The organism is Streptomyces sp. NPDC005820 (assembly GCF_040630255.1).
GTDB lineage: Bacteria > Actinomycetota > Actinomycetes > Streptomycetales > Streptomycetaceae > Streptomyces.
The window spans coordinates 64,711-76,736 of the sequence record NZ_JBEXXE010000004.1 but is presented as its reverse complement, the minus strand read 5'-3'; the positions used below and the strand labels follow the sequence as shown (position 1 = coordinate 76,736).

Annotated in this window: 10 protein-coding genes; 1 reads left to right on the top strand and 9 read right to left on the bottom strand. The window is 71.0% G+C overall.

Translation table 11 applies throughout. The features are described 5' to 3' along the window. Positions 1–56: 56 nt before the first annotated feature. A complete protein-coding gene (locus ABZ464_RS06175; protein WP_358990481.1) occupies positions 57–3,953 on the top strand; it encodes a DNA-directed RNA polymerase subunit beta' in 3,897 nt (1,298 codons plus the stop codon). 65 nt (positions 3,954–4,018) lie between these two features. On the opposite strand, the gene ABZ464_RS06170 is transcribed toward ABZ464_RS06175, so the two are convergent. The 9 genes from ABZ464_RS06170 to ABZ464_RS06130 all read right to left on the bottom strand — a co-directional run bounded on the left by ABZ464_RS06170 (position 4,019) and on the right by ABZ464_RS06130 (position 12,022). Next, positions 4,019–4,285, bottom strand: a complete 267-nt coding sequence (locus ABZ464_RS06170; RefSeq protein ID WP_358990484.1) for a hypothetical protein — start codon at positions 4,283–4,285, stop codon at positions 4,019–4,021. Next, complete coding sequence (locus tag ABZ464_RS06165) at positions 4,282–4,587, bottom strand: hypothetical protein (protein WP_359271624.1); 306 nt, start codon at positions 4,585–4,587, stop codon at positions 4,282–4,284. The genes ABZ464_RS06170 and ABZ464_RS06165 overlap by 4 nt, the downstream gene beginning before the upstream one ends. Positions 4,588–4,600: 13 nt before the next feature. Continuing rightward, on the bottom strand, positions 4,601–5,470 hold the full coding sequence (locus ABZ464_RS06160; protein ID WP_359271622.1) for a peptidoglycan-binding protein: 870 nt from the start codon (positions 5,468–5,470) through the stop codon (positions 4,601–4,603). Between the two features lie 128 nt (positions 5,471–5,598). After that, positions 5,599–6,333 carry a hypothetical protein gene (locus tag ABZ464_RS06155; protein ID WP_359271619.1) on the bottom strand — a complete coding sequence of 245 codons (735 nt, stop codon included), beginning with the start codon at positions 6,331–6,333 and terminating at the stop codon, positions 5,599–5,601. Further along, the gene (locus ABZ464_RS06150) at positions 6,333–7,442 is read right to left on the bottom strand and encodes a hypothetical protein (protein ID WP_359271616.1); all 1,110 of its coding nucleotides are present in this window, start codon (positions 7,440–7,442) and stop codon (positions 6,333–6,335) included. The genes ABZ464_RS06155 and ABZ464_RS06150 overlap by 1 nt, the downstream gene beginning before the upstream one ends. Continuing rightward, positions 7,439–8,539 (bottom strand): hypothetical protein, encoded by a 1,101-nt coding sequence (locus ABZ464_RS06145; protein WP_359271613.1) that lies wholly within the window; start codon positions 8,537–8,539, stop codon positions 7,439–7,441. Before ABZ464_RS06145 ends, ABZ464_RS06150 begins: the two co-directional genes overlap by 4 nt. Before the next feature lie 39 nt (positions 8,540–8,578). After that, a complete protein-coding gene (locus ABZ464_RS06140) occupies positions 8,579–9,772 on the bottom strand; it encodes a hypothetical protein (RefSeq protein ID WP_359271610.1) in 1,194 nt (397 codons plus the stop codon). Positions 9,773–9,798: 26 nt separating this feature from the next. After that, entirely contained in the window at positions 9,799–11,010 is a 1,212-nt protein-coding gene (locus ABZ464_RS06135) for a hypothetical protein (protein ID WP_359271607.1), read from the bottom strand. 91 nt (positions 11,011–11,101) lie between these two features. Further along, positions 11,102–12,022, bottom strand: a complete 921-nt coding sequence (locus ABZ464_RS06130; protein WP_359271604.1) for a phage tail protein — start codon at positions 12,020–12,022, stop codon at positions 11,102–11,104. Positions 12,023–12,026 lie beyond the last annotated feature (4 nt).

Below are 12,026 nucleotides of genomic sequence, written 5' to 3'. Positions count from 1 at the left end.
CCGGGACCCCCGTTTCAGACCCCAAGACTTACAACCCTGAGAGGGATTGACGCATAGTGCTCGACGTCAACTTCTTCGACGAGCTCCGGATCGGTCTGGCCACCGCTGACGACATCCGTCAGTGGAGCCACGGCGAGGTCAAGAAGCCCGAGACCATCAACTACCGCACCCTCAAGCCCGAAAAGGACGGACTCTTCTGCGAGAAGATCTTCGGTCCGACCCGGGACTGGGAGTGCTACTGCGGCAAGTACAAGCGCGTCCGCTTCAAGGGCATCATCTGTGAGCGCTGCGGCGTCGAGGTGACCCGCGCCAAGGTGCGCCGTGAGCGGATGGGCCACATCGAGCTGGCCGCGCCCGTCACGCACATCTGGTACTTCAAGGGTGTCCCGAGCCGGCTGGGCTACCTGCTCGACCTGGCTCCCAAGGACCTCGAGAAGGTCATCTACTTCGCGGCGTACATGATCACGTACGTCGACGAGGAGCGCCGCACCCGCGACCTGCCCTCCCTGGAGGCGCATGTCTCCGTGGAGCGCCAGCAGGTCGAGAACCGCCGGGACGCCGACCTGGAGGCCCGCGCCAAGAAGCTCGAGACCGACCTGGCCGAGCTGGAGGCCGAGGGCGCCAAGGCCGATGTGCGCCGCAAGGTGCGCGAAGGCGCCGAGCGCGAGATGAAGCAGCTGCGCGACCGCACCCAGCGCGAGATCGACCGTCTCGACGAGGTGTGGACCCGCTTCAAGAACCTCAAGGTCCAGGACCTCGAGGGCGACGAGCTGCTCTACCGCGAGCTGCGGGACCGCTTCGGCACGTACTTCGACGGTTCGATGGGTGCCGCGGCGCTGCAGAAGCGCCTGGAGTCCTTCGACCTCGACGAGGAGGCCGAGAAGCTCCGCGAGATCATCCGTACCGGCAAGGGCCAGAAGAAGACCCGCGCGCTCAAGCGCCTGAAGGTCGTCTCCGCGTTCCTGCAGACCAGCAACAGCCCCAAGGGCATGGTGCTGGACTGCGTGCCGGTCATCCCGCCGGACCTGCGTCCGATGGTGCAGCTGGACGGTGGCCGCTTCGCGACCTCCGACCTGAACGACCTGTACCGCCGTGTGATCAACCGCAACAACCGTCTGAAGAGGCTCCTCGACCTCGGCGCACCCGAGATCATCGTCAACAACGAGAAGCGCATGCTTCAGGAGGCTGTTGACGCCCTCTTCGACAACGGTCGTCGCGGCCGCCCGGTGACGGGCCCCGGCAACCGCCCGCTGAAGTCCCTCAGCGACATGCTGAAGGGCAAGCAGGGCCGTTTCCGTCAGAACCTGCTCGGCAAGCGTGTCGACTACTCGGCGCGTTCCGTGATCGTCGTCGGTCCGCAGCTGAAGCTGCACCAGTGCGGTCTGCCGAAGGCGATGGCGCTGGAGCTCTTCAAGCCGTTCGTGATGAAGCGCCTGGTCGACCTGAACCACGCGCAGAACATCAAGAGCGCCAAGCGGATGGTCGAGCGCGGCCGCACCGTGGTGTACGACGTCCTCGAAGAGGTCATCGCCGAGCACCCGGTGCTGCTGAACCGTGCGCCCACCCTGCACCGCCTCGGCATCCAGGCCTTCGAGCCGCAGCTGGTCGAGGGCAAGGCCATCCAGATCCACCCGCTCGTCTGCACCGCGTTCAACGCGGACTTCGACGGTGACCAGATGGCCGTGCACCTGCCGCTGTCCGCGGAGGCGCAGGCCGAGGCCCGCATCCTGATGCTGTCCTCGAACAACATCCTCAAGCCCGCCGACGGGCGTCCGGTGACGATGCCGACCCAGGACATGGTCCTCGGTCTGTTCTTCCTCACCACCGACGGCGAGCTGCGCGACACCAAGGGCGAGGGCCGGGCCTTCGGTTCCACGGCCGAGGCGATCATGGCGTTCGACGCCGGTGAGCTGGCGCTCCAGTCGGCGATCGACATCCGCTTCCCGGTGGGCACCATCCCGCCGCGCGGCTGGACCCCGCCGGCGGTCGAGGAGGGCGAGCCGGAGTACCAGACCGGTGACACCTTCCGGCTGCGCACCACCCTGGGCCGTGCGCTCTTCAACGAGCTGCTGCCCGAGGACTACCCGTTCGTCGACTACTCGGTGGGCAAGAAGCAGCTCGGCGAGATCGTCAACGACCTGGCCGAGCGCTACCCCAAGGTCATCGTGGCGGCGACGCTCGACAACCTGAAGTCGGCCGGCTTCTACTGGGGCACCCGTTCCGGTGTCACCGTGGCCATCTCCGACGTCGTCGTCCCCGAGGCGAAGAAGGCGATCGTCGCGGGCTACGAGGCGCAGGACGAGAAGGTCCAGAAGCAGTACGAGCGCGGTCTGATCACCAAGGAAGAGCGCACGCAGGAGCTCATCGCGATCTGGACCAAGGCGACCAACGAGGTCGCCGAGGCGATGAACGAGAACTTCCCCAAGACGAACCCCATCTTCATGATGGTTGACTCGGGTGCCCGAGGAAACATGATGCAGATGCGGCAGATCGCCGGTATGCGTGGTCTGGTGTCGAACGCGAAGAACGAGACCATCCCGCGTCCGATCAAGGCCAGCTTCCGCGAAGGCCTGTCCGTCCTTGAGTACTTCATCTCCACGCACGGTGCCCGTAAGGGTCTGGCGGACACCGCCCTGCGTACCGCCGACTCGGGTTACCTCACCCGTCGTCTGGTGGACGTCTCGCAGGACGTCATCATCCGCGAGGAGGACTGCGGCACCGAGCGCGGCCTCAAGCTGGCGATCGCCGAGCGCGAGGACGGCGTCCTGCGCAAGACGGTCAACGTCGAGACGTCCGTGTACGCCCGCTGCCTCGCCGAGGACATCGTGGTCGACGGCAAGGTGCTGGCCCCGGCCGGTACCGACCTCGGCGACGTGCTCATCGACGAGCTGGTCCGGCACGGCGTGGAGACGGTCAAGACCCGCTCGGTCCTGACCTGCGAGTCCGCCGTCGGCACCTGCGCCATGTGCTACGGCCGCTCGCTGGCCACCGGCAAGCTGGTCGACATCGGTGAGGCGGTCGGCATCATCGCCGCCCAGTCCATCGGTGAGCCCGGTACCCAGCTGACGATGCGTACCTTCCACACCGGTGGTGTGGCCGGTGACGACATCACCCAGGGTCTGCCGCGTGTCGTCGAGCTCTTCGAGGCCCGTACCCCGAAGGGTGTCGCCCCGATCTCCGAGGCCTCCGGCCGGGTGCGGATCGAGGAGACCGAGAAGACCAAGAAGATCGTCATCACCCCGGACGACGGCAGCGACGAGATGGCCTACCCCATCTCCAAGCGCGCCCGTCTGATGGTCAGCGAGGGCGAGCACGTCGAGGTGGGCCAGAAGCTCACCGTGGGTGCCACCAACCCGCACGACGTGCTGCGCATCCTGGGTCAGCGTGCCGTCCAGGTCCACCTGGTCGGCGAGGTCCAGAAGGTGTACAACTCGCAGGGTGTGTCGATCCACGACAAGCACATCGAGATCATCATCCGGCAGATGCTGCGCCGCGTGACGATCATCGAGTCCGGCGACGCCGAGCTGCTGCCCGGTGAGCTGGTCGAGCGCTCGAAGTTCGAGACCGAGAACCGTCGTGTGGTCCAGGAGGGCGGTCACCCGGCCTCCGGTCGTCCGCAGCTGATGGGTATCACCAAGGCCTCGCTGGCGACGGAATCCTGGCTGTCGGCCGCCTCCTTCCAGGAGACGACCCGAGTCCTGACGGACGCGGCGATCAACGCCAAGTCCGACAGCCTCATCGGCCTCAAGGAGAACGTCATCATCGGTAAGCTCATCCCGGCCGGTACGGGTCTGTCCCGCTACCGCAACATCCGGGTCGAGCCGACCGAGGAGGCGAAGGCCGCGATGTACTCGGCCGTCGGCTACGACGACATCGACTACTCGCCGTTCGGCACCGGCTCCGGCCAGGCCGTCCCGCTGGAGGACTACGACTACGGTCCGTACAACCAGTAAGAACGAGTAGAAGGGCGGTCACCCCGTGCGCAACGGGGTGACCGCCCTTCGGCGTTTCCGGGATCTCAGCGTGCCGTCAGCTCCCAGACCGTCACGGCGACCGTGGCCAGGGCGGCCAGCGCGCCGATGCTGGCGAGCGGCCAGCGGGAGCGTTCCAGGGCGTCCAGGCGCTGTTCGTGGTCGGCGAGCTGCCGGTCGGTCTGGTCGCTGCGCTGGACGAGCAGGGCGAGCGAGCCGTCGACCCGGGCGAACCCGGCCTCCACCGTGCCGCGCAGCCGCTCGAGCTCCACGGCGACGGAGGTGGCGTCGGAGAGCGGACGGGGTTCGTTCACACATCCCTCCCTTCTGCGTCCCGTGTTTCCGGGGCCCGTGTTTCCGGGTCCCGCTGTACGAGGGACAGCAGCGCGGCGTCGTCGTTCGGCGGGGTGTCCGTGCGCAGCCACCCCGGCAGCAGGCTCTGTACGGCGGGCAGGGCCATGACCCTGGTGACGCCGGCGGCGACGGCCAGCGCGCCCGCCACCCAGGGCAGGGTGTCCGGGAGGCCGGCGGCGCCGACGACCGCCGGCAGCAGGACGCACAGGCCGACAGCGGTTTGCAGAACGGTGCGGAGGGTCCGCTTGGCGGCCTCTGACATGCCGGCCTCGCTCTCAGACGTGGGGAACTTCGAGCGCGGCCCAGGACGTGGGGCCCGGCCAGCCGTCGGCGGCGGAGCCGGTGTAGCCGAGCTTGCGCTGCCACGTGGCGTACGAGGCCCGGTCGGCCTCGGTCCACTGCGGCCCGGGGCCGCTCGTGTAGGCGGAGCAGCCGACGGCGACCAGGCGCCTGCCCATCGCGGTGACGATCGCCGACCTCGGCTTCCTCTTGAACCAGTCGGCGCCGGGGAAGGGCTGGTGGGCCGGGGTGGCCGAGCCGGCCGGGACCGGGTGGCCGAGCCGGGCGGCGACCCGGGAGCGGAAGTCCGCCATCGAGAAGCCGCGCGGGTCGACCTTGGTGGCGGTCCACTCCTTGTGCCCGATCACCGAGCGCTCGCTCCAGCCGTGCGCCCGGCACAGCGCGGCGGCCGCCCGGACCATGGCCGCCAGCTGGACCTCGGGCCAGGGATCCCGGCCGTCGCCGAGGTTGACGCACTCGAAGCCGTAGAAGTGGACGTTGCCGTCGGTGTCGTCGCGGTGGGGTGCGGGCAGGGTGGCCCGTTCGGCGGCGACGGCCTTGAGGACGTCTCCGTCGCCGCTGCCGGCGTGGTTGGCGCGGCCGTTGCCGACGAGGTGGACCGTGCCGTCCTTGGCTATCACGCCGTGGCAGAGGGGGCCGGGCAGGGCCGTGTAGCCGTTGAAACACATCTCGACGGAGCCGGTGGTGCCGGAGGTGACGGTGTGATGGATGATCACGCCGTTGACCGGGCCCCAGCTGCCCTTGTGGTTGCGGTTGTGGGTCCGCCAGCCGGCGTGTTCGACGACGGTGACGCCCTCGGCGTTCAGCGCGGCGACGAGGGCGTCGGCGGAGAGAGGGTTGGCCATGGGTGGTGCCTCCCTGGGGAGCTTGCTTCCATGCGGGGCATATCGGGCATGGGGGACAGGAAAAAACCCCGGCCGATGGGGTGGCGCGGGGCATTGGGCGGGGCTTGCGGGAGCGTTGCGAAACGGCCCTAGCTCTGCCGGCCGTGCATCAGGACCGGGTTGGCGTAGACGGTGCCGGTGGTGGCGATGGCCTGGATCTCCACCTTGAGCGTGGTGGCGTAGAGCGCGCCGAAGTCGCTGCTGAGCAGGCCCGTGTAGTCGAAGTCGTTGGGCGCGGTGACCGTGTCGCCCCACTGGACGCCGTTGACCAGCACCCGGACCTGCCCCGCGCCGCCGGAGCTGACGCGGGTGTTGAGCAGGAGCCGCATCTTCGGCTGCCAGACGGGGTTGTAGGAGACGGCGATCGTCGTCCAGGCGGTGGCGGCGCTCTGCGGCCAGCGGGTCTGCGTGGTGTCCTGCGGCGGCAGCATCGCGAGCCAGGGCCGGGCCAGCCCGCCGGTGTTGACGTCGTCGGAGATGATCTCCCGGCTGCCGTTGTCGTAGATCCGCAGCGGCTGGAGCGAGCCGGCGCCGCCGTCCCCGTTGAACAGGGTCAGCGCCTTGCTGCCGGTCTGGCGGTGGATCTCCAGGCCGTACTCCTCGCCCTGCCAGGAGCCGACCCGGAACATCGGATCGGTCGTGCCGGGGCGCTGCACCAGCAGGGTGCCGCCGTCGCTGATCTTCAGGGTGCCGTCACTGATCTCCACCTCGCCGCCGGTGATGGTGTTGAGCGCGGGCCGGGTGTTGACGGCGGTGGACAGCTGCTGGATCCGGCGTTCCATCTGGGTGAGCCGGTCGATGATGTCTTCGGGGAGCTGGGGCATCAGACCTCCTCCAGGTAGAGCTCGGCGGTGTCGGGACGGCCGCGCTGCCCGGGGCTGACCTTGACGCCGACGATCCGGTAGCGGGCGTCGAGGCCCTCGGTCCACCACTCGTCGTCGATCCGCAGCCGGACCGTGCGGCCCAGCAGCGCCGGCGGCACCAGGTCGTCGAGCCGGACGCTGATCTCGGGGATCACCACCGCCCCGACGCCCTCGGTGAGTTCGGCGTTGGCCAGCGACTGGAGCACCGGGACACTGGCCACGTCGTTGTGGTCCGAGGTCAGATCGATGCGCGGATAGCCGGCCGCGATCAGCCGCTCGCCCACGGGCACGGTGGCGTCGGCGAACAGCGGCCGGGACTCCACGGCCTGGCTGGTGTTGTCCGTGGCGCCGCGGGCCCGGGCGGTGGTGCCGCCGCGGGTGGCGTCGCGCGGGAAGACGTACGACAGGATCGAGCCGGGGCGGTCCATCACCAGGTCGGTGGTGCCGATGGCGATCTTCGGGCTGCCCAGCCGCAGCCGCCGGATCCGCTCGCCGCTGACCGGGTCGCGGTAGACGGCGATGTGGTGCTCGAAGCCGTTCTCCAGGGCGGCGAGCGCGTCCAGGGCCTCCAGATAGACCGTCTCGTCGCCGTTGCGGTAGGCCACCGAGCGGGTCTGCGGGGAGGTCTCGTAGCCGTAGCCGACGCCGATGTCGCCGCCGGAGGCGCTCTGGAGGTGCTCCCACAGTCTGCGGGCGACCGTCAGCTGGTCCGCGTCCTGGAAGTTCAGGTCGTCGCGGATCCGTCGGCGGCCGGCGTAGGAGTCGAAGGTCGCGGCCTGGATGCCGAGGGTGAGCACGCCCCGGTCGTCGCTCTGCAGGGTGGATGTCCAGATGATGCCGCCCCACCACAGGTCGTTGCCGCGCTGGAGGTAGACCGAGGTCCGCCCCTCCTCGATCCGGCGGACCCGCGCGGCCATCGCCCGGTCCGGCACCGGGACCGTGCCCGACAGGGAGCCGGCCTTGCCGATGTAGTCGTCGACGGTGACGTCCCGCAGCGGGAGGATGTCGATGGTGCGGTCGGTGAGCAGGTCGCAGAAGATCGCCCGGTACGGCGTGGAGAGGGCCGTCATGAGGCTGCCTCGTAGGTCGCGGTGCCGACGACGGTGTGACCACTGGCCCAGGTCCAGGGGGTGAGGGAGTCCAGACCGCCGGTCGCGGTGAAGGCCGTCGCGGTGGGCCTGCCCGAGGCGAGGATCAGCTCGAAGGCCGTGGTGGTGGAGAGGTAGACACGGGCGGTGGCGCGGTTGGCGGCGTCGCCGGCGGCGAGTTCGGCGAAGCCGATCGACGGGCGGGTCGCGGCGGCCGCCACCGGCAGGCTGAACCGCCAGTTGTCGCTGGTGGTGGCGCCGCTGCCGAAGACGGTGGTGGAACCGAAGGTGATCGAGAAGTTCAGGTGCACGGTCGTACCGAACTTCACATACCGGCAGCTCACCGTGGCGTTGCCGAAGGCGGGGGCGGCCGCCCCGGTGCTGGTGGTCCAGGCCGGCGTCCAGCTCTGCCAGGCCGGCAGGACCGGGTAGTCGGTCCAGGCGGTGCCGCTCCAGCGCTGCAACTGGCCGCCCGCGTCCCGGTACTGGCCCGGATAGGAGCCGTTCGTGGTGTCCGTGGTCACCGGGAGGATCCCGCCGACCGCGACTGTGGCGGTACGGCGTCCGCCGAGCGCCGTGCTCCAGTCGATGGCGGCGGTGCCGGCGCCGGCGCCCTTGGGCACGGCCACCTCGTACAGCGGCAGGGACACCGCGGGCACCGCCGGGACGGCCGGGGTGGCGGCGGGGGTGCCCCGGACGACCTCCAGGACGGCCTCGGTGCGGCCCGAGCCGTCGTACAGATCGTCGTGGATCCGCAGGACGACCAGGTCGATCCGGCCGTACTGGGCGTCGCCGTCGGCGAAGACCAGGTTGACGTACTCGGTCAGCGCGACCGGGTAGGCGCCCTGGGAGTCGGTGCCCTGGATCACCGCCCGGCCGGGGCCGACGGTGGCGGTCATGCTGCCGGTGGTGCCGGTCAGGGTGAAGCCGGAGAGACGGGAGGCGCCGTCGGCGGAGCCCGGCAGGACCCCGGACCGGGTGGCGACCGGGGAGGTGGGGGTGAGGGCGCCGAGTGAGACGAGGCGGGTGTCCTCGCGGGTCTGTCCGTCGGGGGAGAGCCAACCGGAACGGATCGGCATGGTCGGTTCCTTTCGGAGGAAGGCCGGTTGCGGCCCGGGTCAGAAGAGCGGGTCGACGCGGAGCCAGAGGGTGTCGAACCAGCTGTTGACGCTCGCGCTGGACGACCGGTGCATCGCGGTGACCGTGTAGACCGAACCGGCGGTGAGGGAGGTCAGGCGCAGCTGGGTCGACTGCGACTTGCTCACGGCGCCCGAGCCGGACGCGGCGCGCTCGTCGTCCGCCGCCCAGACCACCGTGGAACCCAGCGTGACCTGCGGGGACATATGCGCCTGTACGGTCTCGCTGCCCGAGGTGGAGATCCGTGCGCCGAGGCTGATGACGACCCCACCGGAGGGGGGTGCGGTGAAGGTGAGCGCGAGCGCGGAGACGGCCGTGTCGACCAGCGTGGCGGTGTACGTCGTCGAGGCGGTGTACCCGGCGTCCAGCGAGGACGCGAACACCGGCCCCGGCACGGCGGGCAGCCAGGCGCTGCCGTTCCACCGCTGGAGCTGGCCGAGGGTGGTGGTGTCGCGGTACTGCCCCACATAGCCGCCCGTGGTCAGCACCCCGGCCGGGACGATCCCGCCCACGCCCTTCGGGTACGGCACCCAGGCCGTGGAGCTCCAGCGCTGGAGGGTCTCGCCGATGTCCCGGTAGTGGCCGGGGTGGCCGCCGGGGGCGGTGTCGTCGGTGCGGGTGGGCAGGATGCCGCCGACCGCGACGGTGGTCGGGCGCAGGTCGGCGCGCGCGGAGTCCCAGGCGATCCCGCCCTTGCCGGCGCTGACGCCCGCGTCGACGGCGACCGTGTACAGGGCCAGGGCGACGTCGGGCGTGGCCGGCGGCACCGGGGAGGCGGCCGGGGTGCCCCGGACGATCTCGACGGCGGCCTCGGTGCGGCCGGAGCCGTCGTACACGTTGTCGTAGACCCGCAGGACGACCAGGTCGATCCGGCCGTACTGGGCGTCGCCGTCCGCGAAGGTGAGCGGCAGGTACTCGGTGAGCGCGACCGGGTAGGCGCCCCGGGCGTCGGTGCTCTGGATCACGGCACGGCCGGGGCTGACGCTCGCGGTCATGGTGCCGGTGGTGCCGGTGACGGTGAAGCCGGAGACCCGGTAGAGGCCGCCGGTGGAGCCCGGCAGGATGCCGGAGCGGGCGGCGACCGGGGAGGTGGGGGTGAGGGCGCCGAGCGAGACGAGCCGGGTGTCCTCGCGGGTCTGTCCGTCGGGGGAGAGCCATCCGGAACGGATCGGCATGGTCGACTCCTTCGTCGAGGGTGGGCTCAGGCGGCGGACTCGTAGTCGCCCCAGATCGACAGGACGTCGGTGGCCTGCCAGGTGTAGGGGACGGCCTTGGTCCAGCTCGCGGCGGCCGCGCCGGAGGTGACGGTGAACCGGTTCACCACGCCGCCGTTCGCCGCCGACACCTGGGCGGCGCCCTGGAAGAACTTGAAGCCGTTGCTGCTGAAGCCCACGACGTTCAGCAGGATGTCGGTCATCCAGCCCGTCGCCGGGAGGAACGGCAGCGAGAAGGACCAGGCGCCGGCCGTGTCCAGCGCGGCGAGGTTGGTCGTCGAGCCGATCGCCAGCCGCAGCCGGACGTGGACGAGGTTGCCGAGCTTGACGTAGCGGCCGTTGAGGCTGCCGTTGCCGACCACGGGCGCGGTGCCGGTGGACGAGTACCAGACCGGCGTGTAGTTCGTCCAGGAGGGGACCCGCTGGTACGACACCCAGGCCGAGCCGTCCCAGCGCTGGAGGAGGCCGTCCGCGCCGTCCCGGTACTGGCCGGTGTAGCTCGCCGCGGTGACCGACCCGGCCGGTGCGATGCCACCCAGCGCGAGCGGGTACGGCACCCAGGCCGAGCCGTCCCAGCGCTGGAGGGCGCCGCCGGAGTCGCGGTACTGGCCCGGGTAGGCGCCGTTGCCGGTCTCGCCCACGACGGGCAGGATGCCGCCGACCGCGACGGTGGGGGTGCGCAGGTCGGTGACGTCGGAGTTCCAGTTGACGCCGCCGTTGCCCGCGCTGATCCCGGCGCGGACCCGGACCTGGTAGAGCGGCAGGGTGACGCCCGGCAGGGTGGGCAGCGCCGGGGTGGCGGCCGGGGTGCCCTTGACGATCTCCACGGCGGCCTTGGTGAAGCCGGAGTCGTCGTACATGTTGTCGTAGATCCGCAGGACGACGACGTCGATCCGGGCGTACTGGGCGTCGCCGTCGGCGAAGGTGAGGGGCAGCGGTTCGGGCAGGGTGACCGGGTAGGCGCCCTGGGTGCTGCCGCCCTGGACGACGGCCCGGCCCTCGTGGAGGGTGGCGGCCATCGTGCCGGCGCCGCCCTCCAGCCAGAAGCCCGACAGCCGGTACTGGCCGTCGTAGGAGCCGGGCAGGATGCCGGAGCGGACGTCCAGCGGGTTGGCCGGGGTGGTGGCGCCGAGTTGGGTGAGCCGGGTGTCCTCGCGGGTCTGGCCGGTCTCGGCCACCCATGAGCTGCGCAGGTTCATCTGCTGGTCTCCTGTGGTCTTGGGGCCTGCGGACGTGAGGGGGCGGGGGTGTCGGGGGTGCCGGGGGTGTCGGGGTGCCGGGGTGTCGGGGTCACCACTCCGCGGTGCGCCAGCGGACCGTCAGCTGGGCGCCGGTGGCGTAGGTGTCGGGACGGAAGGCCAGCTGGGCGCGGCCGGGGGCGAAGGCGAAGAGCTCCTCGGGGCTGCTGTCGGCGGCCGCGGTGTGCCGGCGGGATGCGGTGCCGTTGAGGGTGACCGTGCCGGCGGCGGTGTCGACGACCAGCTCGTCGCCGGCGGCGAGGCCGATCTCGTAGCGCAGCCGCAGCGCGGAGGAGCGGTCGGTGACGGTCGGGTTGGTGCAGGGGCCGGTGAACACGAGCACGGGGTGGGTGGGCGCGGAGCCGTCGTTGTCGGCGTTGACGTCGCCGGTGGAGGCGGCCTGGCCCCAGTACAGCGGCCAGGTCAGCGGCCAGGTCAGGCCGCTCTCCGGCTGCGGGGCGCCGGTGACCGCGGTCTGCTCGGCGACGGCGTAGCGGCGCGGGTCGGTGGCGTACCACTGCACGGACGCCCGGGAGACGCCCTGGGTGGTGTACGTCCGGTCGGCGGCCAGCACCCGCTGGCTGACCCGGGCCCGGACGGCGAGGGTCTCGCCGTGCAGCCGGACGGCGAGCCAGCGTTCCTCGTCGCCGAGCAGCAGGGCCTGGCGCAGGGCGCGGGTCACGGCGAGTGAGGAGACGCTGTCGTCCTGCGGCGGTACGGTCCACACCGTGCCGCCGATCCTGCGGGGCCTGGCGTAGCGCGCGCCGGGCCAGGCGCCGTGCGCGGTGGGGTGGTCGGCGTCGGAGGCGTCGTACTCCGGCAGGTCCTCCCAGCCGCTGAGCCCGCCCCGGTCGATCTCGTACGGCGTCCCGGGGCCCAGCAGCAGTCCGGCCCACTGCAGCTGCCCGTCGCGGGTGATGAGGGAGCCGGGTGGCACGTCGTCGGTGTATGCGGTGGTCGTGTTCTCGGCCATGGGG